General features: G+C 44.0%; 21 protein-coding genes and 1 CRISPR repeat array. Of the genes, 10 read left to right on the top strand and 11 right to left on the bottom strand.

From position 1 onward, the window contains the following. Positions 1 to 18: 18 nt before the first annotated feature. The 5 genes from trxA (at position 19) to RMX89_RS16810 (ending at position 4010) form a co-directional block, all read left to right on the top strand. Positions 19 to 342, top strand: coding sequence for a thioredoxin (gene trxA, locus RMX89_RS16830; protein ID WP_292829099.1), 324 nt, complete (start codon positions 19 to 21; stop codon positions 340 to 342). A gap of 204 nt (positions 343 to 546) precedes the next feature. After that, positions 547 to 1341 carry an SDR family NAD(P)-dependent oxidoreductase gene (locus RMX89_RS16825; RefSeq protein WP_322689702.1) on the top strand — a complete coding sequence of 265 codons (795 nt, stop codon included), beginning with the start codon at positions 547 to 549 and terminating at the stop codon, positions 1339 to 1341. 132 nt (positions 1342 to 1473) lie between these two features. After that, positions 1474 to 2586, top strand: coding sequence for an alkene reductase (locus tag RMX89_RS16820; RefSeq protein WP_322689701.1), 1113 nt, complete (start codon positions 1474 to 1476; stop codon positions 2584 to 2586). 228 nt (positions 2587 to 2814) lie between these two features. Next, positions 2815 to 3246, top strand: a complete 432-nt coding sequence (locus RMX89_RS16815; protein WP_322684230.1) for a YybH family protein — start codon at positions 2815 to 2817, stop codon at positions 3244 to 3246. 98 nt (positions 3247 to 3344) lie between these two features. Beyond that, positions 3345 to 4010, top strand: a complete 666-nt coding sequence (locus RMX89_RS16810) for a nitroreductase family protein (RefSeq protein ID WP_322689700.1) — start codon at positions 3345 to 3347, stop codon at positions 4008 to 4010. Positions 4011 to 4267: 257 nt separating this feature from the next. Here the strand turns inward: RMX89_RS16810 and RMX89_RS16805 are convergent, their stop codons facing one another. Next, positions 4268 to 4399: a hypothetical protein gene (locus RMX89_RS16805; RefSeq protein WP_322689699.1), complete on the bottom strand. Its 132-nt coding sequence runs from the start codon at positions 4397 to 4399 to the stop codon at positions 4268 to 4270. Between RMX89_RS16805 and RMX89_RS16800 the strand changes: the two genes are divergently transcribed. Beyond that, positions 4398 to 5687: an MFS transporter gene (locus tag RMX89_RS16800; protein WP_322689698.1), complete on the top strand. Its 1290-nt coding sequence runs from the start codon at positions 4398 to 4400 to the stop codon at positions 5685 to 5687. The genes RMX89_RS16805 and RMX89_RS16800 overlap by 2 nt on opposite strands. 14 nt (positions 5688 to 5701) lie before the next feature. Here the strand turns inward: RMX89_RS16800 and RMX89_RS16795 are convergent, their stop codons facing one another. Further along, complete coding sequence (locus RMX89_RS16795; protein WP_322689715.1) at positions 5702 to 6595, bottom strand: phosphorylase; 894 nt, start codon at positions 6593 to 6595, stop codon at positions 5702 to 5704. Between the two features lie 488 nt (positions 6596 to 7083). Between RMX89_RS16795 and RMX89_RS16790 the strand changes: the two genes are divergently transcribed. Continuing rightward, positions 7084 to 8340, top strand: coding sequence for an HhoA/HhoB/HtrA family serine endopeptidase (locus RMX89_RS16790; RefSeq protein ID WP_322689697.1), 1257 nt, complete (start codon positions 7084 to 7086; stop codon positions 8338 to 8340). 270 nt (positions 8341 to 8610) lie between these two features. Here RMX89_RS16790 and aroF read toward each other — a convergent pair whose 3' ends face one another. From aroF to ldpA, 8 genes are all read right to left on the bottom strand, one after another. After that, the gene (aroF, locus tag RMX89_RS16785) at positions 8611 to 9669 is read right to left on the bottom strand and encodes a 3-deoxy-7-phosphoheptulonate synthase (RefSeq protein ID WP_322689696.1); all 1059 of its coding nucleotides are present in this window, start codon (positions 9667 to 9669) and stop codon (positions 8611 to 8613) included. Positions 9670 to 9955: 286 nt separating this feature from the next. Then, positions 9956 to 10426, bottom strand: coding sequence for a PAM68 family protein (locus RMX89_RS16780; RefSeq protein ID WP_322668932.1), 471 nt, complete (start codon positions 10424 to 10426; stop codon positions 9956 to 9958). Positions 10427 to 10437: 11 nt separating this feature from the next. After that, the gene (gene rpsO / locus RMX89_RS16775) at positions 10438 to 10707 is read right to left on the bottom strand and encodes a 30S ribosomal protein S15 (protein ID WP_041565894.1); all 270 of its coding nucleotides are present in this window, start codon (positions 10705 to 10707) and stop codon (positions 10438 to 10440) included. Positions 10708 to 11020: 313 nt separating this feature from the next. Then, positions 11021 to 11341, bottom strand: coding sequence for a hypothetical protein (locus RMX89_RS16770; RefSeq protein ID WP_322689695.1), 321 nt, complete (start codon positions 11339 to 11341; stop codon positions 11021 to 11023). A 13-nt stretch (positions 11342 to 11354) separates the two neighbouring features. Further along, positions 11355 to 13577: a CRISPR direct-repeat array (repeat unit 37 nt; unit sequence GTTTCAATCCCTAATAGGGATTTTAGTTGATTGCGAT). 346 nt (positions 13578 to 13923) lie between these two features. Beyond that, positions 13924 to 14247 (bottom strand): hypothetical protein, encoded by a 324-nt coding sequence (locus RMX89_RS16765; RefSeq protein WP_194046858.1) that lies wholly within the window; start codon positions 14245 to 14247, stop codon positions 13924 to 13926. Between the two features lie 179 nt (positions 14248 to 14426). Beyond that, a complete protein-coding gene (locus RMX89_RS16760; protein ID WP_099103697.1) occupies positions 14427 to 14606 on the bottom strand; it encodes a chlorophyll a/b-binding protein in 180 nt (59 codons plus the stop codon). A gap of 449 nt (positions 14607 to 15055) precedes the next feature. Beyond that, a complete protein-coding gene (locus RMX89_RS16755) occupies positions 15056 to 16789 on the bottom strand; it encodes a R3H domain-containing nucleic acid-binding protein (RefSeq protein WP_322689714.1) in 1734 nt (577 codons plus the stop codon). Between the two features lie 83 nt (positions 16790 to 16872). Further along, complete coding sequence (gene ldpA, locus RMX89_RS16750; RefSeq protein WP_322689694.1) at positions 16873 to 18033, bottom strand: circadian clock protein LdpA; 1161 nt, start codon at positions 18031 to 18033, stop codon at positions 16873 to 16875. A gap of 296 nt (positions 18034 to 18329) precedes the next feature. Between ldpA and RMX89_RS16745 the strand changes: the two genes are divergently transcribed. Then, a complete protein-coding gene (locus RMX89_RS16745; RefSeq protein ID WP_322689693.1) occupies positions 18330 to 23051 on the top strand; it encodes a PAS domain S-box protein in 4722 nt (1573 codons plus the stop codon). Beyond that, entirely contained in the window at positions 23048 to 24673 is a 1626-nt protein-coding gene (locus RMX89_RS16740; protein ID WP_322689692.1) for a response regulator, read from the top strand. The genes RMX89_RS16745 and RMX89_RS16740 overlap by 4 nt, the downstream gene beginning before the upstream one ends. A gap of 51 nt (positions 24674 to 24724) precedes the next feature. Here RMX89_RS16740 and RMX89_RS16735 read toward each other — a convergent pair whose 3' ends face one another. After that, entirely contained in the window at positions 24725 to 24865 is a 141-nt protein-coding gene (locus tag RMX89_RS16735) for a hypothetical protein (protein WP_322689691.1), read from the bottom strand. Positions 24866 to 25109: 244 nt separating this feature from the next. Between RMX89_RS16735 and RMX89_RS16730 the strand changes: the two genes are divergently transcribed. Continuing rightward, positions 25110 to 25940, top strand: coding sequence for a Mu transposase C-terminal domain-containing protein (locus RMX89_RS16730; RefSeq protein ID WP_322689690.1), 831 nt, complete (start codon positions 25110 to 25112; stop codon positions 25938 to 25940). Position 25941 lies beyond the last annotated feature (1 nt).

Here is a 25941-nt window from a genome sequence, read left to right as displayed (position 1 = left end):
TAAGTAGGAAGGCAATTTATGTCATCCATTACAAACGTCACAGAAGCCACATTCAAGCAAGAAGTCTTGGAAAGTGAAATTCCGGTATTAGTAGACTTTTGGGCACCGTGGTGCGGCCCTTGCCGGATGGTGGGCCCAGTTGTCGATGAAGTTGCTGTTGAATACGAAGGACAGGTGAAATTTGTGAAGTTGAACACAGATCAAAATCCTACTGTCGCTAGCCACTATGGAATTCGCAGCATTCCGACATTGATGGTTTTTAAAGGAGGTCGCCAGGTTGATACTGTCGTCGGGGCGGTTCCAAAAACTACCTTGAATAAGACCTTAGCACAGCATCTTTAATTTAAGTTAAGGGGATTAGGGACTGGGGACTGGGGACTGGGGATTGGGGAGAGACTTGTTGAATATTCTTTGTCCCCCTTCCTTGTTCTTCTAAAGTTCTGAGCGCCGACTTCCGACGCTTAGACCTTTGTGCTTGTCCCCCTCGCATTCTCCCCAGTCCCCAATCCCAGATCATTTTGTTTCAAATAACGGGGAAAGAGCGAAATGGACTTGAAATTGCATGGTAAATCCGCACTGGTCAGTGGCTCAACCGCAGGTATTGGTTTGGCCATCGCTCTTGGGCTAGCTCAAGAGGGTGCATCAGTAATTGTCAACGGTCGTTCTGAAGAACGAGTAGCTCAAGCGATCGCTAAAATTAAGCATTCTACACCCGACGCAAAAGTTTCTGGTGTTGTTGCTGACACAGCCACTGCATCAGGGATAGAGAAACTCATTCAAGAGGTTCCTCACGTTGATATACTCATAAACAATGTGGGTATTTATGAGCCAAAAACCTTCTTTGATATTACTGATGAAGACTGGTTAAAAATATTTGAGGTTAACGTTCTCAGTGGAGTTCGTTTGAGTCGGCAATATCTGCAAAAGCAGCTAGAGCAAAACTGGGGGCGGATAATTTTTATCTCCAGCGAATCTGCTATTCAGATCCCAGTGGAAATGATTCACTACGGCACAACTAAGACAGCACAGCTAGCTATTGCCAGAGGTCTAGCAGAAATGACTGTGGGGACTGGAGTTACAGTAAACTCTGTCCTCCCAGGGCCAACTCGTTCCGAAGGAGTTGAAGATTTTATCACCAACCTGGCACAGGAACGCGGTATTACTCGCGCTGACGTTGAGGCGGAGTTTTTTCAAAATGTGCGTCCAAGTTCCTTAATCAAACGCTTTGCAACAAATGAAGAAGTAGCAGCGATCGTAGTTTACCTTTCTAGTCCCGTAGCATCGGCAACTAATGGTGCAGCTTTGCGGGTAGATGGTGGCGTTATTCGATCGATTGTTTAGTGTGTGGGATTAGGGACTGGGGACTGGGGACTGGGGAATGGGGACTGGGGACTGGGGACTGGGGAATGGGGAAGAGTTACCAATGCCCAATGCCCAATGTCCAATGACTAAAATAATTTGGAGATATAACCAATGACTACTGAGATCGACTTATTCTCTCCTTACCAATTAGGAAATCTGGAACTACCTAACCGGATAGTGATGGCACCCTTAACCCGAAACCGCGCAGGTGAGGGAAACGTACCACACCAACTGAATGCTACTTACTACGTCCAACGTGCTTCCGCCGGACTGATTATTTCTGAAGCAACACAGGTAACTCCTGAAGGACAAGGCTATCCCGCGACACCAGGAATTCATTCACCAGAACAGGTGGAGGGATGGAAGTTAGTAACCGATGCCGTACATCAGCACGGCGGCAGAATTTTTCTGCAACTATGGCACGTAGGCAGGATTTCTCACCCTGATTTACAACCGAATGGAGTTTTACCTGTGGCACCTTCTACTATTGCTCCTAAAGGTGATGCCTCAACTTATGAGGGGCCAAAACCCTTTGTTACTCCCCGTGCTTTAGAAACTTCGGAAATACCGCAGATAGTCGAACAGTACCGTCAAGGAGCCACAAATGCCCTAGCGGCTGGGTTTGATGGCGTGGAAATTCACGCAGCTAATGGTTATTTAATAGATCAGTTTTTGCGCGATCGCACCAATCAACGCACAGATAAATATGGGGGTTCGATTGAGAATCGCGCCCGATTTCTGTTAGAAGTGACAGAGGCGGTAACTAGTGTGTGGGATTCCAACCGAGTAGGGGTACGTCTCTCTCCCAGTGGGACTTTTAACGATATAGGTGATTCCAATCCCCTGGAGACATTTGGTTATGCGGCTCAAGCCTTGAACCAGTTTAATTTGGCATATCTGCATATTTATGAGGCAACAGAAGCAGATATTAGACATGGCGGGATAACTGTACCCACTAGCCATATACGCGATCGCTTTACAGGTACACTGATCGTCAATGGTGGTTATACCCGTGAAAAAGGCGATGCAGTACTGGCAAATAAAGCAGCAGATTTAGTTGCCTTTGGCACATTATTTATATCAAATCCCGATTTACCCCGACGCTTGGCTTTGAATGCACCACTAAATGAACCAAATCAAGCAAGCTTTTATGGCGGCGGTGAAGAAGGATATACAGACTATCCATTTTGGTCGCCTGCTAACGAGCAGATGGTCAATGCCTAATTCCAATTCGTAATTCGTAATTCGTAATTCGTAATTAAGAAAGTCAGGTAGGGTCAGGGTTTCGGGGTTTGAATCTGTTGCCAGATTTTAGAGAATTGGTATAATTCTTCTCATCTAAATAATCAAAACCCACTTTCTGCACTCTAAAGTATCAAATCAAACTGAGGATTTTTAGATTTTTCCCAGATACAACATCAGTAAAATGATTGTAAAAATTGGTTGTGAACTATGAAAGATACTTTAGATGCAGCAAAAATCAAAGAACGCGTTAACGATTGGCTAGCTGCGTTTAGTCCAGGCAACAAATCCTTTGATTTTTCTCTTTTAGACAATCTCTACTGGCAAGATGAACAATTCCTTGCCTTCGATACCCTCTCACCCCAGACTACTCGAATTCAAGGATGGCAATCCTACGAGGAAATATGGAAGCCGTTCATGACAGCAATAACCCAGTGGCAAGTTAAATCAGTTGGGGATATTCAGATATTTCCAGGTGATAACATTACCGTCTCTGCTTTGATCTTCCACAGTACAGCAACCACCATAGGGAATGAGGCGGTTGGAATTACGGCTCATGCGACACTTGTATGGGAAAAGCGAGAGGGACAATGGCGCATTATCCACGAGCATATCTCTAACCCAGTTAACATTGCCAATTAGAGAGGAACATATTTGGATTGTCCTGCTCTTTAGAGCTTTTAATCACTTGAGATATAAAATCTGAAACCCTCTTATAATCCAACTATCAGGAGAATATCATGAGTTCCATCATCCAAACCCAACCTTTAGATGTACCCAGTGCGATCGCTCAACGTCGTTCTATCAAAACTTTTAAAACAGACCCCATCGCCCCAGAACTGCTCAAGCAACTGGTAGAGTTAACCGTAGCAGCACCCAGCAGCTATAATCTCCAGGACTGGCAAATTATTCTTGTGCAAGATGAAGCGCAAAAGGCAGCACTGTCAGCAGCATCTTTTAATCAACAGCAAATTGTTCAAGCACCTGTAACCTTCGTTTTTGCCGCCGATCCTAACGCAGGCGAAAAAAACTTGGCCCCAATTATAGAGCAAGGACTGGAAACTGGGGCATGGAATGAAGGCACAGTAAACTACTTTAAAACCGCCATTCCGCAATTTCAAGCAACGCTAGGCGAGAAGCGACGCGAATATGCGATCAAAGATGCGATCATTGCCGCTACCCATTTGGTGCTAGCGGCAGAAAGTCTAGGATTGTCCACTTGTTTTATGAACGGTTGGATTGAGGATCGAGTAAAACAAGTGATTGGTGCAGGAGATAATCCAGATTTAGCGATCGCTGTTTTAGTTCCTGTGGGTTATGCAGCCGAACCACGCTTAAATCCAGGTCGTTTGCCATTCTCTTCTAACGTGTCTGTAGACAGAATTGGCAACCCTTATGCAGGGTAGTTCTCTCTAAATTGGCAATGGGAAATGGGGAATAGAGAATGAGTCTTTGATACTCATGAATGAGTCTTTGATACTCGCCGACGAGTGTTTGATACTCATGAATGAGTCTTTTATACTCGCCGACGAGTCTTTTATACTCGCCGACGAGTCTTTTATACTCGTGAATGAGTCTTTTATACTCGCCTACAAGTCTTTGATACTCGTGAATGAGTCTTTTATACTCGCCGACGAGTCTTTGATACTCGTGAATGAGTCTTTTATACTCGCCGACGAGTCTTTGATACTCGCCAACGAGTTTTTGAACCTGCTCCCCCTGCCTCCCCTGCTCCTCTGCTCCCCTGCTCCCCTGCTCCTCTGCCCCCTGCTCCCCACTCCCCCCTCCAAACCATGTCCTTACCCTCCTTCCTAGCGCGTCGTTCGTTCCACTATGCTTGGATCGTCGCGGGTTTAACATTCCTAGCCTTGCTGGTGGCAGCCGGAATCCGCTCTGCTCCTGGGGTTTTTATAGTGCCTCTTGAACAAGAGTTTGGCTGGAGTAGAGCGACTATATCTTTGGCAATCTCCATTAACTTAGTACTCTACGGATTAATTGGCCCTTTTGCTGCCACAGTTATGGAGCGAATCGGCATTCGCCGGATGATGGTATTCTCACTTGCTGTCATCGCGCTTGGTGTCGGTTTAACCACTTTGATGTCAGCTTCTTGGCAACTAGTTTTGCTGTGGGGTGTAGTTGTCGGTTCTGGTAGCGGAGTTATTGCCCTAGTTTTGGGTGCTATTGTCGTCAATCGCTGGTTTTTGGAAAAGCGGGGTTTAGTTCTGGGGATCTTAACCGCCAGTACAGCCACGGGACAACTAGTGTTTCTGCCGATGTTGGCCTCAGTAGCCGATCGCTTTGGGTGGCGAACTGCGGCTCTGGCTCTGACTGGTGCAGCACTTCTAATTATTCCAGCGATCGCAGTCTTTATGCGCGATCGTCCGGCGGATGTCGGTTTGCGAGCCTTTGGCGACAACAGCGAAATTGTGCAAGTGTTACAGCCTAGAGCAAATTCTATTGCCTCCACCCTTAACGCCCTTTGGCTGGGAATGCGTAATCGAGACTTCTGGCTGTTATTCAGTAGCTTTTTTATCTGTGGCGCAAGTACAAATGGGTTAATTGGAACTCATCTAATTCCTGCTTGTATTGACCACGGTATCCCTGAAGTCAAGGCTGCTGGGCTTTTGGCAATTATGGGACTATTCGATTTTTTTGGAACTACCATGTCCGGTTGGCTATCTGACCGTTGGAACAATCGCTACTTATTGTGCTGGTACTACGGACTGCGGGGTTTATCTTTGATTTTCTTGCCCTTCAGTTTCAACTTTTCCTTCTATGGACTTTCCATTTTTGCCGTCTTCTATGGACTTGATTGGATTGCCACCGTACCACCAACAGTCCGTCTTGTTGCCAACGCCTTCGGTAAAGAAAATGTCGGCGTGATGTTCGGTTGGATTGTCGCAGGACATCAGCTTGGTGCAGCGACAGCTGCATTCGGAGCCGGAGTCTTGAGAACTTGGACGGGTAGTTATTTACAAGCGTTTATTTTATCAGGCGTTCTCTGTCTGATTGCCGCAGTTTGTGTGCTGCAAATTGGTCAAACTCCCACTAAGGATAATTATCTTGTAGAGAAGAATTCGTAGAGTGTGCGTAAGTATTAGGATACAGCAACATTTTTGAGGATAGTCATCGGCCCTTGGGTTTTGAGAATCTCCATTTCTGCTGCGTTTCGCACCAGCAGCGCACCAGCGAATCCTAATGAATTCACAGAGATAGATTGGAAATGCTCTTGCGATCGCGGTACGATTAACATCCATTCTCGTGTCGCTAACAGATTGTAAGCACCAGATTGCTTGTCATCTAAACCGACAGCGTGACGCAAAGTGTGATAAACTTCCAACGTTGCTTGCCCTCCTGCAAATGGCGATCGCACCCAATTAGAATTTAATGGTGCGAAAGCGTGTACAAAAGGAAGTTTTGCTGAAGGTGGGTTCGATTGAAATTGTGCTGATGTTAGTAAAGTTTCAATCGGTATTTGCAACCCTGAAGGGGCAAGTGGTAGAGGTACTAATTGTAAGTGCTTGTGTCTCTGACTAGCACCTGCGGTTTTGCTACTGTTGTAAAATGCTAAACCATCGAAATCAGCCAAACACGCCCACATAGCCGTAAAATCTTCCAGGGTGAGTAAGCTTTCTTGTTCCTCGAAACCACGGGTGATGATTAGCAGATGATAATCTACAACATTGAATTTATTTAAAATACATACATGGGTATCGGAGATATCCGCCACAAATAAATCCTCTTCGTAGGGCAAAAAAGGATTAAACTCTACACCAGAAGTAACAGATTGTTTTTTCTGTTTATCCTTCGCTGCTTTTTTGCGATTCAGGTTAGACAAAATCCGTACCAAAAAGCGCACGCCATCCTGTTCAACAAATTCAAATTCTGTTGGAATCGAGAGTAGTGCCCCGCATTGCAAAGCATATTCAGTTCGTTCTTTAACACTTGTCCATAAAGTGTCAGATTTAAGTAAAATTTTCCCCTGTGCCATTTTCATTCCTTCAGGCATGATCAAGAGTGCTGAGTTTTGAGTGCTGAGTTCTGAATTTAAAGACCGCCCACAAGGGGTCTTGCTCAAACCCAAGTACATAAATACTGAGTAATTCTTCATTTAACGTGAGTTCGATGAACCTCTCCCAGACAACCTCCCTCTCCCACGGGGAAAGGGAGGAGCAACAACGAAAAATTAGGGTTTTGGCTCCCCTCTCCGCGTCGGAGAGGGGGTTGGGGGAGAGGTCAAAAAAGGGCTTGTCTCACATTAATTTACTCAGCACGCGCTAAACGCCCCGCTTCCGCTAATAGCACTCAGCACTGAGATTGGTAAAGAGTACGCAGCGATGTAGGTCTCTACGAATGACTATATTCCAATACGGTTCAATAAAATACCAAAGCTTTCACAACAACGCAATACCTTTGCAACAAAACTGTCATAAATCATATCTACATTAGTAATACATCTAAATATCCTTCCAGACAGCAATGCAAAACGAATCTCGCGACAGAGAACACCCATCAAATAGCATTTTACATAACACTGCTGATGCCAAATATTATAAACCCTGGCGAAAAGCTGCCGCCTCTCTATCGCTGGTGCTGCTGGGATCGGGGATGACATTGGCAGGCGGTTATATAGCTGGACACTCTCAGCAGGTGTCTGAAAATGCATCTAATTTGGCAGTAAGTCGAGTAAATGCTGCTCCTCCAATACCAGCAGGCACAGATCCTAACTTTGTTACCCAGGTGGTGCAAAAGGTAGGGCCTGCTGTAGTGCGAATTGACTCTTCCCGAACCGTAAAAACCCAGTTACCAGATGAATTTAACGATCCACTCTTCCAACGCTTTTTTGGTTCTCAAATACCGCAACAACAGGATCGCGTAGAACGGGGTACAGGTTCAGGTTTTATTATTAGTGCCGATGGTCGTATTCTTACCAACGCTCACGTAGTTGATGGTGCTGATACCGTAACAGTAACACTCAAGGATGGGCGTAGCTTTAAAGGAAAAGTGTTAGGAAAAGACGAGTTGACCGATGTTGCTGTTGTGAAGATTCAGGCAGATAATCTTCCGTTAGTAGCCTTGGGTAACTCAGATCAACTACAACCCGGAGAATGGGCGATCGCGATCGGCAATCCCCTTGGGTTAGATAATACAGTAACTACCGGAATCATTAGTGCCACCGGACGTAGTAGCAATCTCATCGGCGCTCCCGATAAGCGAGTAGAGTATATTCAAACCGACGCTGCAATTAATCCCGGTAACTCCGGCGGGCCTTTGCTAAATTCTCGCGGCCAGGTAATTGCCATGAATACTGCCATTATTCAAGGGGCACAAGGATTAGGCTTTGCTATTCCTATCAACACAGCACAACACATTTCCAGTCAACTAATAGCTACAGGTAAAGTACAACATCCTTACTTGGGAATTCAGATGGTGGGGTTAACACCTCAGCTAAAACAAAATATCAACTCAGATCCTAACAGCGGTTTGAGTGTGAATGAAGATAAAGGTGTATTGGTTGTAAAAGTTGTACCAAATTCACCAGCTGCTAAAGCAGGGATACGTGCTGGTGATGTGATTCAAACCCTTGGAGGTCAAGCAGTCACAGATGCCAGCAGTGTCCAAAGGGCAGTAGAAAATAGCCAAGTCGGGAGCGATTTACGTATGGAATTACGTCGCAATGGGCAGAATCTTAACATAGCCGTGCAACCTGGTGCTTTCCCCACGCAAGTGCAATAAAAGTTTTGCGATCGTTTTCTATCAATATGAATAAAAGCGAATTTTCTGGGATGGGTATTTTACCCGTCCTTTTTTTAGATAGTTAGGCATAATTAAACATATAAGAAAATCTTAGTTTGTAGTGAGCGATTTATCGCTTCTTCAGATTTATCAAAACTCATGTCCTGACCCTTCGGGTTCGTTAGTCGCTTATGGGGGAAACCCCAAGACCGCGCTAACTCACTACAAACTTTAATTTATTTATGCCTAGCAATAAGTTGCAACTGAATTTTAAGCTAGAGCCACTGCTGGTTGCTTCCAGCGTCCCACTGCCTTACCAATTACTGACAATTCTTGCATCAAGTTATCGAAACGGTCTGGTGTCAGAGATTGGGGCCCGTCGGATAAAGCTTTGGCAGGATTAGGGTGAACTTCTATCATCAGGGAATCTGTGCCAGCTGCGATCGCAGCCATTGCCATTGAAGGCACAAATTCAGACCAACCTACGCCGTGGCTGGGATCAATCATAATTGGTAGGTGAGTCAGCTTTCGCAACACTGGCACTACCGATAAATCCAGTGTATTTCGCGTATATTGACGGTCAAAGGTGCGTATTCCCCTTTCACACAAAATTACATTGGGATTGCCAGATGCCAAAATATACTCGGCTGCCATCAACCAATCTTCAATAGTCGCTGCCATTCCGCGCTTCAGCAGAACTGGTTTCGGCTGCGCTCCCACTTTTTTGAGCAAGGAGAAATTTTGCATATTTCTTGCCCCCACCTGAATCACGTCAGCAACTTCGGCAATTTTCTCCAGGTCTACCGCATCCATCACTTCTGTAATAATACCTAGTCCGCTAACTTCCCGCGCCTTCGCTAACAAATCCAAAGCACTCTCGCCGTGTCCTTGGAAAGCATAAGGTGAAGTCCGGGGTTTGTATGCCCCTCCGCGCAAAAATGCGGCTCCAGCAGCCTTGACGCGCCGCGCTGTCTCTACAATCATTTCTTCATTTTCTACGGAGCAGGGGCCAGCAACGACTACCAAAGGCTGATGTTCGCCAAATACTACCGCTCCATCAGGAGTATCAACCACGACATCTGACGCTTCGCCGTGGCGGTACTGACGGCTAGCTCGTTTGTAAGGCTGCTCTACCCGTAACACCTGCTCAATCCAGGGGCTAAGTTCCTGAATTTGTAGCGGATCTAAGCTGGCGGTTTCACCTACTAGACCAATAACCACTTTGTGTTGACCAACAATTTTTTCTGGAGTTAGCCCCCAGCTACTAAGTTCCTCATCAATGCGGTTTATTTCCGCCTCTGGGGAACCACTTTTCATTACTATAATCATCTGAAAGTTCCTGATTAATTAATTGAGTAAAATTTTCTATGAATAGGCTAACTTTATTGTTGCCTATTGGCCTAATTACAAATAGTTAAAAATAAAATTTGTTTACAAAATAAATAGATAAAATGCAGCGCTCAGTCAGTATTTTTACTGCTAAATAACTAGAAATAGGGTATAAAAATGATTGTAAAATTTTAACTAGCAATGTTGAACCGATCAAATTTCAACTTCAACATTAACTTTTTCATTTACCCAATATCACAGTTACTTAATACCTGAGCGCCGTTCGTCATAAGTTTTTTTGCCGAGTTTCGCGCCAAGCTGCCACCATTCGTCCCAAATTGGTGTTGAACTCACCCAAACCCAGAAAACTTCCGACTTTTTCTTCATCCCAAGAGGCAGAGAGAACGCCATAAGTTATCCCTAAAACCCCCAAACCAAATAATCCCATGTTCACCAATAACACGGCGATGGGAGGTAGTCGGATATCAGAGTAGGCAGCAAGCAGATAGCTAGCAACCAAAGCGCTAATGCCCAAAGCTGTTGGTACACCAGAGAACCCAGCTACCCGTCGGATCATCCGTTGGCTGACTACTTGGGGAATTGCCATCTCTTGTTTGGTGTAAACCACTTTTTTATCAGCCTTTTTGACAGATTCTTGGGGCTGTGCTGCTGGTTTACTTTGAGCTTTTGCGGGTTTTTGGCGCTTTTTGTTCGGTTCAAAAGGCAAACGACTGCGTTCAGATTCTTCAGCAGACATAAGCGGTAGTCCTATCCACGAATACCGAGACGAGCAATCAAAGCTTGATATTTTTCCCGGCTTTCCTGCGATATATAAGCTAGAAGACGCTTACGCTGTCCGATTAGCTTCAACAGTCCTCTTCGGGAAGAATGGTCTTTTTTATTTGCTTGGAGATGTTCGCTGAGGCGGTTAATGCGCTCAGTTAGCATAGCGACTTGGACATCGGCCGAGCCAGTGTCAGTTTCGTGAACTTGGTAGTTGGAGATTATTTCTTGTTTCCGCAGTTGCGTGAGGGCCATGGTCGATTCAGTTTCTAGTTTTTCTAAAATGTATGCAGCAGTCTCCTATAATATCACAGCCCTCAAGCTGGATGTGGAATGACCCTTGAAGTAATTTTTGTAATTTTTAATACTATTTTCAGAGGCTAGCTCTCGGTATACTTCGTTCCAATACCTGATAGGGATATTGATTGCGATCGTATTGCACCATCAGGCGATCGCACCAAGACGATAGAAGAAAAGTTTCAATGCCTAAAGGGATTTTAGTTGATTGCGATCTCTACAACATCGATTCTGGCTCTGAGAGTTTCTGTTTCAATGCCTAATAGGGATTTTAGTTGATTGCGGTCGTTGGATCTTCCCGTCCAATTCCTAAGTCTAGTAACTTACTTTTTACTCCCACTGGCTCAGTCCCACAGTAGTAATATTTTTTGTTACGGAGATCAGCCAGGTAATAGCCAGCTTTGTCGCTGTTAATTTTGCGTAGCTCAACCGCTACCTGTTGCTTGCTGATGCCGTACAGAAGCTCAAAGTCGCTCATGTCAACAGCAAATGGTAATGTTGTGTGAAATAATTCACCTTTCTTAAATAACCATCCATTAGAGACGCGCTCAATTATGCGGTAGTAATCAGGATGATAAACAATTGTATTCATAAGCTATGATCCTATTTCAATCCCTAATAGGGATTTTAGTTGATTGCGATCCAATCTGGAAATCATTGGCGGTTGCCGATGTGTTTCAATCCCTAATAGGGATTTTAGTTGATTGCGATCCGATTATCCTCAAACGCGATCGCGCCTTCATGCGGTTTCAATCCCTAATAGGGATTTTAGTTGATTGCGATCTGTTGAAGCTGCTTTAACTAGTGGCGGCACTTACAAGTTTCAATCCCTAATAGGGATTTTAGTTGATTGCGATGCTGTTGGTCGCTATCACCTGGAAAAGGAGCGATCGTGTTTCAATCCCTAATAGGGATTTTAGTTGATTGCGATACGCATCGCTGACGAGCGTCTGTTCACGATTCAATATTACAGTTTCAATCCCTAATAGGGATTTTAGTTGATTGCGATTTATTTGGGATGTAGTACAAACATTATTGATTATGTTTCAATCCCTAATAGGGATTTTAGTTGATTGCGATTTTGAATATTTTGTAATCCAGTCGCACCCAAATAGCCGTTTCAATCCCTAATAGGGATTTTAGTTGATTGCGATTTGAGCATTCCACCTTGCAGCATGAGTCTTAAGGTTTCAATCCCTAATAGGGATTTTAGTTGATTGCGATTTGCAAAGTGCTAGGAAGATTCATGCAATGCAGAGTTTCAATCCCTAATAGGGATTTTAGTTGATTGCGATGGAAAAATAAACTAATTGTCACTGCAAGAGATAGAGGTTTCAATCCCTAATAGGGATTTTAGTTGATTGCGATCATCATCGCTATAGCCTAGATCGGATGGTTTTTGTGTTTCAATCCCTAATAGGGATTTTAGTTGATTGCGATTTGAGCGCGCTACCTCCCATGTTGGCATCAACGCCCCGGATGGTTTCAATCCCTAATAGGGATTTTAGTTGATTGCGACTTAGGGTGCTAATCGTCACGGCGGCTGATTCGTTTCAATCCCTAATAGGGATTTTAGTTGATTGCGATTAGGAACCCAGAGAGCTACTGTCAGCCTTAGAGGTCGTTTCAATCCCTAATAGGGATTTTAGTTGATTGCGATATGTCAAGCTAAAGGGTAACCGTGATTTCTGCTTCTCTTAGAGGTCGTTTCAATCCCTAATAGGGATTTTAGTTGATTGCGATTTTACCCGACAATGCGCTAGTAAGTGCCGATGATGTGTTTCAATCCCTAATAGGGATTTTAGTTGATTGCGATATAAAATAGATTCGTCTGTATTATCTGGGGCTAAGTTTCAATCCCTAATAGGGATTTTAGTTGATTGCGATGCGAAATCCGGCGAGGATTCACACGCATTAATGGGTTTCAATCCCTAATAGGGATTTTAGTTGATTGCGATTCGCCGACCTGTCGTGGTCTTAGGGGCGTCGGGGGTTTCGTTTCAATCCCTAATAGGGATTTTAGTTGATTGCGATATACCAGGACACCCAAATAGGATTAACTGGCTAGACGTTTCAATCCCTAATAGGGATTTTAGTTGATTGCGATGCCGTGGGAGACTACCGAGGTGTCAGGGGTTTCTTGGTTTCAATCCCTAATAGGGATTTTAGTTGATTGCGATTTAGATTCCGTACGGCGTTCGGGTTTGGTAAACAGGTTTCAATCCCTAATAGGGATTTTAGTTGATTGCGATGTGTGCCTCCATTACCGATTGTAAAAAGGTACGATCGGTTTCAATCCCTAATAGGGATTTTAGTTGATTGCGATGCCTAAGTTGATTACGGATTTACAGGAGTTCATAGGTTTCAATCCCTAATAGGGATTTTAGTTGATTGCGATCTAAGGTGCGCACAAACGAGTTAGCATACACAGGTTTCAATCCCTAATAGGGATTTTAGTTGATTGCGATTGGGGGTTTTGCCATGAAGGTTGGTTGGGCGTAGCGTTTCAATCCCTAATAGGGATTTTAGTTGATTGCGATCCTAGCGTACACATCAGGCTCAGTCAGGTTAACTGTTTCAATCCCTAATAGGGATTTTAGTTGATTGCGATGCTATGGGCGCAGGTTCTACAGTTACCGTAGTGCTGTTTCAATCCCTAATAGGGATTTTAGTTGATTGCGATTTGAACTACTTTGACCTCATCAGCTACGACTTGTCTGTTTCAATCCCTAATAGGGATTTTAGTTGATTGCGATATGCACACAGGGGAATCTATTTTGGCAGCCTACAGGTTTCAATCCCTAATAGGGATTTTAGTTGATTGCGATGCAGGCGTCTGAAAGACTTGTGTTATTTGGTTTTCAAGGTTCAATAGCGCGAATGCAAAAATCATAACATAAGGAGTGGCAATTGTGCTAAATGTAAATAGCTGAAACTCAGTCTACATAAGGTGCGCGGATGGTTTGAAGATGCTACAGCCCTCAAAACCTTACATATAGGGCAATTCAGCTATTTTTGTATTCCCCCCTTCCTCAACACCTACCCATCCGCGCATTTAGCTAAAAAACTAATTTGATTAGAAAGCTGTTTACTATAGATATCCCACTCAACTAGGTCAGATGGCTTTAAGGTGATGCCTACGCTTACGCAATTCCAACATCCCCATAACTAGCCTTATTTGGCAACGTCTTCAAAGTCTGTTATCGCATAAGCAAATTCTCTAAAAGCTGTTTTAATCAGAACCTCTTTCGTTCCTCTTTCCAGAGAAGAGTTGCGGATGAGGTCTGTTAATTCTATGAACAACAGAGAAAACATAAAACGATCTTGGCGGTCAACTTGTTTTAAGCAAGACGATATAAACTGATAAAGCTCTGTTTTTCTGGGTTTAGTTTGTTCATCCCATATTTGCAACCCAAGCCGAAAAGTTCTCAAGCGGATTTCATTGGTGTTGAAGGACGCGTCTTTGTAGCGGACTGATACGCGTTGGGGTAGTTCCATGAGTTTTAGCTATACATATTCAATGTAAAGTAATTATTCACTTATATTTTGGCTTAACCGGAAAAATCTGATATTTTGCACCAATGGCAATAGCCGCCAGATGTTAGAAACGAATGACTGGCGTAGAATATAGAGAATTTTGCAGGGTAGTATAGCAGTTCTACCCTGCGATCGCCAATTTAGAGGATACCCCAGAAATGGAGTAGCCCTTGACCAGAAAAAGCTTCAATTAAAATTGCAGAGACAAAACCAATCATTGCAAGACGACCATTCCAATTTTCACTCTGAGGAGTGAAGCCAAAACGCACAGCATTAGGATCTTCTGAAACAATAGACGCAGAATTCTTAAAATCTGACATGAGCATAACTCCAAAATTCAAGTGTTGTAGCAGTTATAACTGTCTGTAAAGTAATGTAACAGATGTTTAAAAAAATGCAAGATTGAGTGAATTAGGGCTTACTCACTCTTTACGAATTCTTTGTCTATGAGACGCTGCGTAATGTTGATGATAACAGCGAATTAGGGCGAGAAAATTGGACTATTAGCTTGAATGTAGATAATGATTTTGGCGATTTTTGATAGTTAAAGCGCTTTCCAAATCCATAAACTTTTCTCCTAAAAGGTTACGCTGTACACATAAGTTATCCGATTACCCGAAAGTCCTCCAAAACTTCACCCTGTCTTATCCTTAGTCAGGATAGGACAGGGTGAGGTATCTCAGGGGCTATCTACGAGACTAACCGTAAATTACCTTGACAAAAGCTTGTGTGTACATCGTAAGTAAAGTTTTTGGTAGAGTTATTAAAGTTACGCCGGATAAATCCGTAATCTTCTATTTGGTTCTTCGCCAAAACTATGCGACTTGAGGCGATAATGTTCTACCAACTCATGTTGCATTTTGCGGACTTGGGGAGAACGCGGCAATAACTCGACTGGTTGTCCTTTAGGAATCACAATTTGCTCAACGGCAAGTCTAGCTTCTTCAAGAGCATCCATCTCATCATCGCTACCATTGTGTAAAAACAATTGTAGTTCTCTATCATCGGCCATCTCTGGGTCGTCAATATTCAGCAACCGCCGCAAACCACGGGTAATTTGGGGAATGGTGCTGGACTTAATCATGTGAATGGGTACATGACGAGCTTTGGCCATTTGGCGTAATTTGGCGTGGTTTTTGACGTGCGATCGCAGTGCTAAAATTGCATCAGCACTATCTATATCTTTTGTCAATAGTACGGGCAAAGTTAGCACGCTAATCACCTGTTCCAGTTGGTGACGGCTAACGCCATAAGGGTAAACGTGCAATGGCAAATCTTCACCATTGGGCCCTGGGTGTCTGGTAACAGTATCAAAATCAATGCTCTCAGAATAATTGAAGGATTCATCCAGCAAACGGTCAAACTCACTGCGTCCAGTTACCCGCTCTACAGGCAATTGCGGTAGTGCAACCATTTGTCCAGATGAACGCCAGCCATTAGACGGTCGCGCCGGTGGGAAAGAATCCTCTACTGTTCCTAGCTGTCCACCACGACCGTTGACAACAGCTAACTGCCTTGTAACCGCGATTTTGCCGTGGTCATCAACGGTTCTCGTTTGTGGAGTAGGCTGACGCCCCCGCAGCAGATTATCTACGGTGTCAGCAACACTTTCGTGTACTGTCCAGCGTTGGCGTTCCAACATTTCCACTGCAATTTCAAAGGTAGGTGGGGCTTTCCGCTCCAAAACAGTCTTTTGAGAGCCTCGCCGTCTGGCTTCATCGTCTCCCAAGGTCACAGCTTGGATACCCCCAACTAAATCAGCCAGGGTGGGGTTTTTAATCAGATTTTCGATCTGATTCCCGTGGGCTGTACCTACCAACTGTACGCCCCGTTCTGCAATGGTACGAGCCGCTAAAGCTTCCAGTTCCGTGCCAATTTCATCAATAACAATGACCTCTGGCATGTGGTTTTCCACTGCCTCAATCATTACCTGATGCTGTTCGTTTGGATGAGCCACTTGCATCCGTCGAGCGCGACCAATGGCGGGGTGAGCAACATCACCATCCCCAGCGATTTCATTGGAGGTGTCAATAATCACTACTCGCTTTTGCAAATCGTCCGCTAAAACACGGGCTATTTCCCGTAAGGCGGTAGTTTTACCCACGCCTGGACGCCCCAGCATGAGAATCGATTTACCAGTTTCTACCAAATCGCGGATCATGCCAATGGTTCCGAATACGGCTCGACCAACGCGACAGGTCAAGCCAATAATCTTACCAGTGCGGTTGCGAATAGCGCTGATCCGATGCAAAGTTTGCTCAATTCCTGCCCGATTATCTCCGCCAAAGATTCCGACTCGTTGAATGCAATCATCTATTTGTTCTTGAGTAACGGGTACTTCGCTCAAATACTCAGCTTGATTAGGAAAGCGAGCCTCTGGGCGACGACCCAAATCCAAGACCACTTCTACTAAACTATCTCGTTTGGGATGACTCTCTAGTACTTGTTGCAGGTCTTGGGGCAAAATGTCTAATAACTTTTGGAGATCGTCTGTAATCGTCATGCGTTCTATGGTGACGTTTTTAGAGATAGCGAGGACATTTGCGTGCAGGAGAACCCGCTCTGGGGATTTTTCCGAACGAGCAATTAACGCTCCTGCTGTGACTTGATCTGGGAAACGAGAGAATGGGCAAGTTCTACAGCTTGCCAAAGTAATACTTCATCTTCTTCTAGGCGAACAGTCGCCTTCATATTGGTGTTACTTACCTCCTTATTCTCTAACTGTTCGAGAATTGGTGACAGCAGTACGCGGGCGTAGCTACCGTAGGCGACCCCAGAAATTTTGGATTTTGGATTTTGGATTTTAGATTGTGGATTAGCTTCTTCTAATCTAAAATCTAAAATCGGCAATCCAAAATCTTTGAGTAGTTCCATTGCCTTTAACTTAGCAACGGTATACTTATTTGTGCCGCCTGCTAACTGCACATATCCTGGTAACTTAGCTGCCAAAACTTTTTGCCCTAATTTCACTGCGGCTATTGTAGTGCCATCGCCAATATCACCACTCATCGGACGACCATCGGTTTGCCAAATTAAAGCACCCTTGAATGGGGCAATCCTCTCGTAGAGCGTTCTTAAGTAATCAATCATCCCTTCACTATCAGGACAGCTGATGGCTAGTAACTTTAGTTTATCGACCCACGGTGAAATTGCTTGCCATAATCGCTCAAATTCTGCCAATCGCCCGACTTTTGTATGGATTTCTACGGCATCTACTCCCGTTGACATTACCAATGGCGCGATCGCTCCTGGCGTTGTCACGTATGAAGCTGTATAAATTATACCATAAGGGCAAACTGGAATGCAACGACCGCAGCCATAACACTTTTCGGATACTACTCCTGAAAAGTCTTCTTTGATACTGTCAAACACAATCGCTTGTGCCGGACAAATCCGTTCGCAGGGTCTAGGGCAGTCTGTAGGACACTCATGAGGATTAAATTCTGCTTTGCGAAAATGGGGGTCTTCTCCATCGTTTAGGCTGACCATCAAAAAGGGTAAATTGCCTTTGTAGTCAAAGCCTCGCTTTTGGGCATCCTGAGCCAGAGATTTGGCTGCTTGTAGCCCTGATTGCGCTGCTGCAATTACTGCTGGATCAGCTGCAACATCTATGCAGTCAGCGCCCGCCAAAGTATAGGCTAACGTTAAACTTCTGACTGCCGGCAAATGCTGGAAGCTGGCTCCGCAGATCAGCTTGAACCAGTCACCTTGTTTGAGAGATTGTAAAGGGGCGAACAGATCAGTCACTATTCTATTATGCGTTTATACGACTAAAAATAGTAGTCTGCGATCGAGAAAAAGTCCGAATTTGCTAATTTAGGGGGCATGGGGCATTGGGGACTGGGGATTGGGGACTGGGGATTGGGGACTGGGGATTGGGGAAAACAGTGTTGAGTAATGAGTAATCAGTGCTGAGTTAGGAGTTATTCTCCCCCTGCTCCCTGCTCCCTGCTCCCTACCCCCTCATCTCCCTGCCTCCTGCTCCTCTGCTCCTCTGCTCCCCCACTCCTCACTCCCGCAGCTGTCTTTAGGAGGGCGACAACATGACAACTATATTTTTTGTAGAAGACTCTGCTGAAGATAGAGCTTTGTATCGACGCTTCCTAGAGCGGGACGATCGCTACACTTATGATATTTACGAATTTGAATCTGGCAATCAGGCGCTACAAGCTTGTCAAGGGAAAATACCAGATGTGATTTTGTTGGACTATCGATTACCAGATTTAGATGGGCTGGAATTTCTCACTCGGCTACAGAGGCAAACTTCTAACAGTCAAATTTCAGTAATTCTACTGACTGGACAGGGAGACGAAACGATCGCAGTTCAAGCGATCAAGAGTGGGGCGCAAGATTATCTAGTCAAGGGAAAACTGACTTCTGATAATTTACGTCGAGCGGTTCATGGGGCGATCGAGCAGATGCAGCTAATGCGGCAGCTAAAACAACAACAGGAACAACAAAAGTTAGTAGGAGCGATCGCTCTTAATATTCGCCAATCGTTGAAGCTTCAAGATATCCTTGCCACGAGCGTTCAAGAAGTCCGCCAGTTACTAGATGTCGATCGAGTACTGCTGTATCAATTTACGCCTCAAATGCGGGGCAACATCGTCGCGGAGTCGGTATTACCCCAATGGACACCAATCTTCGGAATGCAGATTGAAGATACCTGTTTTCAGGAAAATCAGGGGGGAGAATATCGCCGAGGAAAAATTTGGGCGGCGACAAACATCTACGAAGCAGGTTTAAGTGATTGCCATATTCAACTTTTGGAACAGTTTCAGGTGAAGGCGAATTTAGTTGTCCCGATTTTGTTTGAGAGCAAGGAGACTCAAACAGTTGAACTTTGGGGGTTATTTATTGCACATCAATGTTCTGCCCCGCGACAATGGCAGACATTTGAGGTAGAATTGCTCTCTTCACTGACGGTGCAACTAGCGATCGCTATCCAACAAGCCGAACTCTATCACAACCTCCAAATTCTCAACACTGAGTTAGAAGCCAAGGTACAAGAACGCACTGCCAAATTGCACCAAAGCGATCGCCGTTTCCGTGCCATCTTCAATAATACTTTCCAGTTCATCGGACTGCTAACGCCAGCTGGCATTTTACTGGAGGCGAACCAGACGGCGCTAAGTTTTGCCGGACTGAAACTAGAAGATGTCATCAATCGCCCTTTTTGGGAAGCACACTGGTGGACAATTTCACCGCAAACTCAAACAGAATTAAAACAAGCGATCGCTCGTGCAGCCCAAGGAGAGTTTATCCGCTATGAAGTTGATGTTCTCGGTGCAAATAATCGGGTAGCAACAATCGATTTTTCACTCCGTCCGCTTTTAGATGAGACAGGTCAAATTGTTTTGTTGATTCCAGAAGGGCGAGATATTACCGAACTCAAACAGGCTAAAGAAAAACTCCAACAAAGTGAAGCACTGCTAGCCACTACTCAACAAATCGCCCATGTAGGCAGTTGGGAATTGAATTTAGAAACGAAAAAGCGCTCCTGGTCAATGGAAACCTTTCGCATCTCTGGTCTAAATCCCACTCAAGGCGAACCCAACCAGACGGAACTTCTCCAAATAGTTCATCCAGACGATCGCGCCTGGATAGAGGCTCAACTGGAACAGGCGATGTCTACGACAGACTACGCTCAACAAGCCCCTTTCAATCTTGAGTATCGAATTATCCGACCTGATGGTTCGGTGCGCTACGTTGAGTCGAAAGCAGAGATAGCTTATGATGCTCAAGGGCAGCCAGTTAAGCTATTGGGAGCGGTTCTAGATATTACAGAACGTAAACAAAATGAGTTAGAAATAATCCGTAGTCGTGACCTGCTAGAAGCTGTTTATAACGAATCCGCTGATGCACTTTTTTTGGTAGATGTTGAAACATTACTGATCGCTGACTGTAACGATCGAGCAGTGAAGCTATTTGCAGCCTCTAGCAAAGCCGAATTAATTAACATTAAAGGTAACACTCTGCAAAAACAACCGTTTACTTCCGATGAGATTGCCACCTTTATACAAGAAATTCACCAGCAAGGGTTTTGCAGTCGAGAAGTTGAATATATTACTAAGCAGGGCAAATCCTTTTGGGGAAACATCGCAACCAAACAAATTACGGTCGCTGGTACTGTGATGCAACTAGTACGAATCACGGATATTACTGCCCGGAAGGATGGTGAAAAAGAGCAGCAACGGGCAGAAATAGCTCTCCGAGAAAGCGAGGAACGACTACAATTAGCCCTTGAGGCTTCTGGGGATGGTTTGTGGGACTGGAATTTTTTGACTGGAGAGGTGTATTACAGCCCTCGCTATTTAGAAATGCTCGGATACCGCTTTGATGAACTCCCACAGAATTTGAGTACTTGGGAGCGATTAGTTCATCCAGACGATCTACCTTGGACAAAGAAAATCTTGGCAGCTCATTTCAAGGATAGTTCAATACCGTACAAATTTGACTATCGACTTTGCACTAAATCGGGCGAATGCAAATGGATTGCCAACTACGGCAAGGTTGTGATGCGAGATGCAGATGGTAATCCTCTGCGAATCACTGGTACTCATCGGGATATCAGCGATCGACAAGCCGCACTACGCGAACACAAACAAGCCGAAGCAGCCTTAGCCAAAAATGAAGAACAACTGAGACTAACGTTGGAATTTAATCACATCGGTCTTTGGGATTGGAATGTTCAAACAGGCGAAGTTATCTGGAACGACAACCATTTTCGTTTGTTAGGTTTAGAGCCAGAAATATCAGCCAGCTATCAATTATGGCGCGATCGCGTGCATCCAGAGGATGTTGACGGAATTGAACAGACTGTATCAAATGCACTGGCACAACATATTAATTTTCAAGCTGAATATCGAGTGATTTATCCCGATGGCAGGGTTCGCTGGCTCACGGGAAAAGGGCGTGCTGCTTACAACGAAGCAGGCGAACCTGTACGGATGTTAGGAGTAATTATTGATGTAAGTGAGCAAAAGCAAGCAGAAGCAGCTTTGCAAGAAAGTGAAGCCCGATTTCAGGCATTTATGAACAACAGCCCAGTGCTAGCTTGCATCACCGATACAGATGGGCGTGTACTTTACTTAAATCAAACATACCTGCGGACATTTAAATTACTACCCGAACAGGTGATTGGGCAATATATTTCTGACCTCTACCCAGATGAAATTGCTAGGCAGCATTTCGATCACCTTCGCACAGTCATAGAGACAAATCAGGCAATTGAGGTGATTGAATTTGCTCCTCAACCAGACGGTTCCCTCGGTGAGTTCTTGGTATACAAATTCCCGATTCTCGGATTGTCCGCACAAAAGCTAGTGGGTAGAGTGGCGATTGATATCACAGAACGCAAGATTCTAGAGCGAGAAGTAGCTCACAAGCAAAAGTTATTGGATACCTTCATCAATAATGCACCTGTTGGTATAACCATTCTCGATCGGGAACTGCGTTATTCATTGATTAATGAAGCATTAGCAGAAATTAATGGCATTCCCGCAGCAGAGCATATTGGTAAGACACCGTGGGAGATTGTCCCTGATATTGCACCAAAGCAAAAGCAACTCTTTCGACATGTCTTAACAACAGGTGAACCAATTTTAGATTTGGAAATCAGTGGAGAAACCCCAAAATTTCCAGGTGTAATCAGGACTTGGCTAGCTTCCTATTTTCCAATTCAGTCTGAAGCTGATGAACCTATTAGCATGGGCATTGTGGTAGTTGAAATCAGCGATCGCAAACGCGCTGAACAAATGTTAGAGTTGCAAGCAGTCATTACCCGCAACATGGCGGAGGGAATTTGCCTAGTTCGTGCAACAGATGGCGTGTTTGTCTACGCCAATCCTAAATTCGAGCAGATGTTTGGTTATGAGCCTGGTGAATTAATCGGTCAGCATGTATCGATCGTCAACTATGGTGATGAAAATAATACACCTGAAGATGTTAATCAGGCGATTAGCACTGCTGTTTTAGAATGCAGTGAAGTAATCTATGAAATTTATAATATTAAAAAAGATGGTACTCCATTCTGGTGTAGCGCTACCGCTTCCGTTTTTGAACATCCTGAGTATGGAAGTGTCCTTGTGGCTATCCAACAAGATATCACCGAGCAAAAGCAAGCGGAAGAAAAAATCAAAGCCTCTCTAAAAGAAAAGGAAGTATTACTCAAAGAAATTCATCATCGTGTTAAGAACAATTTAGGAATTGTCAGCAGTTTGCTGCAAATGCAATGCAGACGAACACAAGATCCTGTGGTGACAGCTATTTTGCGCGATAGCCAAAACCGCATTGCTTCCATTGCCCTAGTTCATGAAAAACTATACCGTTCTGAAGACCTCGCTGATATCGATTTCGCTCAATACATTCCAGATTTAACAACTCATTTATTTGATTCTTATAATGTCAGTTCTAGCCAGATTCAACTACATATTCAAGTTGATAATGCTAGCCTTGACATCGAAACCGCCATTCCTTGTGGTCTAATTATCAACGAACTGGTTTCTAATGCTTTAAAATACGCTTTTGTTGGTAATCGTGGAGGCAAAATTGAGGTTAAGTTTTATCAAGAACCCGCATCTACTTTGACACTCATTATTAGAGATAATGGTGTTGGCTTACCCGAAAACTTTGATAGTAAGAAAACTAAAACACTGGGTATAACACTTGTCCAGGGTTTAGTCAAGCAGCTAAGAGGAAAACTTGAAATTGACTCTCAACAAGGAACAGAGTTCAAAATTACTTTTACAAACAGCCGGATATGAACATAATTGACCTCTCACCAAACACGCACACAAAAGAGACAGTTCGAGTCCTTGTTGTTGAAGATGAATATATCCTTGCTATCAACTTACAAGAAACTTTAGAGTCTTTAGGATATGTTGTTTTAGATATTGCCGATTCTGCCGAAGAGGCAATTGCAAAAGCAACTGAATTACGCCCAAACTTGATTTTAATGGATATCAGATTACGCGGTGAAATAGATGGTATCCAGGCATCAGAGCAAATTTGGCATCATTTGCAAATCCCGATTATCTACGTCACCGGGCACTCCGATCAAAGTACTGTCGAGCGAGCAACGCTGACATCCCCCTTTGGATATATTCTTAAACCCATTAAAGAGCAAGAACTTTACGTTGCCATTCAAACAGCACTCAATCGCTACGATCGCGAGCAATTTTTGAGTTCTGTGCTTCGAGGAATGGGCGATGGGGTAATTGTAGTCGATACTAATTTAAATATTAAATACATCAATCAGGTAGCTGAAGCTCTAACAGGGTGGCAATGGAATGAAGCTAAAGACAAGACGTTAACTGAAGTTATCAAAATCATTGATGAACAAACTCAGTTGCCGACAGAAAATCCAATTATTGCAGCCCTCCAACAAGAAACTACTATATATTTAGGCAGTGGTGTTCTACTAGTTGCTAGAAACGGGACAACTACACCAATAGCTGATAGTGCTACTCCCCTGAGAAATAATAATGGTGTAATTACAGGAGCCGTATTTGTTTTCCGAGATGACACGCAACGACGGTTAACCGAAGAACGCAATCTCGCAGCTGAACGTGCCCAACAACTAGAAGTTCGAGTGGCAGAACTGCAACGCCTGAACCAATTAAAAGAGGATTTTCTGGCAACCACTTCTCATGAAATGCGAACGCCCTTGTCAAACATCAAAATGGCAATCTCTGTGCTAGAAAATATTCTCGATCGCCAGGGTATCTTAAATTCAAACACACTTCCCCCATCTGAATCTGTAGACCGCTATTTACGTATTGTGCGCGAACAGTGCGAACAAGAACTGGATTTGGTTGACAATTTACTGCATCTACGAATGATTGATGCAGATGTCTATCCATTGGAATTAACATCAATTCAACTCCAAAACTGGCTGCCTCACGTTGCCGAGTATTTTCAAGAACGCGCTCAAGCTAGAGAACAGTCTTTGCAAGTTAGTGTTTCTCCAGATTTACCACCTTTAGTTTCAGACTTGGCTAGCCTGACTGAAATTATCTCAGAGTTACTCAACAATGCTTGTAAATACACTCCACCTGATGGACAGATTGTGTTAAACGTTCAGCTAATTTATATCACAAAAAGTCCGATCGATGAGGATGCTAAATCTGGTGTATTAGATAATTTTCAAGTTCCTTATTTTCAAATCACATTTAGCAATTCTGGGGTGATAATTCCAAAAAAAGAACAATCTCGAATTTTTGAGCCGTTTTACCGGATTCCTGAAAGCGAACGCTGGCAACAAAGTGGCACAGGATTAGGTTTAACATTGGTTAAGAAGTTAGTAGAATATCTCCAAGGCACGATTGAAGTTACCAGCTCTCAGGGCTGGACAACGTTTACAGTTCAGCTGCCTTTAAGTTTGTGATGGTATTTGTCATTTGTTATTTGTCATTAGCTCGACTTTATCCATTTTTGCCTACGGGTCATCACAAATGTAGGCGATCGCTAAAAGATGCGGGTTTCTGCTGCATACATAACATTTAAATACAGCCTTGGCGAATAGTGATGGCACAAGTAATACACTGAGGCTGAAGGATAATTGTGTGTATCTTCCCATGAATACAACAATACCATTTGAAATTGCCAATATCCTACTAACGTAATGGATATAGTCGAACTTAGGACAAATAATTTGGCAAACGACACAGGTAGTAGCCCTTGCACTGCGTCATGCAATCTTACCAAAGCAGTATGGGTCAGAATATGCACTCCATTGTGATTGGGGAACCTACGGGAAGCCAGAACACTTTTATACTGATGGCGGTAAAGATTTTCGCTCCAACCATTTGCAACAGATTGGTGTGCAGTTGGGATTTGCTTGTCATTTACGCGATCGCCCCAGTGAAGGTGGCATTGTTGAGCGTCCTTTTGGCACTTTTAATACTGATTTATTTTCCACTTTGCCAGGGTACACAGGCTCAAATGTACAAAAACGTCCAGAGCAAGCTGAAAAAGAGGCTAGTCTCACTTTAAGAGAGTTAGAACGTCTGCTTGTACGCTACATCGTGGACAAGTACAACCCAAGTATTGATGCCCGTATGGGCGACCAAACTCGTTATCAACGGTGGGAAGCAGGGTTAATAGCTGCTCCTAATTTAATTTCAGAAGAAAATTTGCGTATCTGTTTGATGAGGCAAACTCGGCGCTCAATCTACAGGGGTGGATATCTGCAATTTGAAAATCTGACCTATCGCGGGGAGAACTTGGCAGGTTATGCAGGGGAAAACGTGGTACTGCGATTTGACCCCAAAGACATTACAACTGTTTTCGTTTATCACCAAATAGGTTCTAAAGAAGAGTTTCTAGCTCGTGCCTATGCTCAAGATTTGGAGACTGAGCAATTGTCTCTGGATGAGGCTAAAGCAATGAGTCGTAGGATTCGGCAGGCTGGCAAAGAGATTAGTAATCGTTCGATTTTAGCAGAGGTACGCGATCGCGACACTTTTGTAAATCAAAAGAAAACCAAAAAGGAACGCCACAAAGAAGAACAATCTGTAATGCAAAAGGCTAAACAACCTTTGCCACTTGAACCAGAAGAGGATGTGGAAGTGGCATTTACTGAAAGTGAAGCAGAATACCAGATGCCAGAAGTATTTGATTACGAACAAATGCGTGAAGATTACGGGTTTTAGA

The organism is Nostoc sp. DedSLP04 (assembly GCF_034530775.1).
Lineage (GTDB): Bacteria > Cyanobacteriota > Cyanobacteriia > Cyanobacteriales > Nostocaceae > Nostoc.
This window is presented reverse-complemented; position numbering and strand designations above follow the sequence as displayed.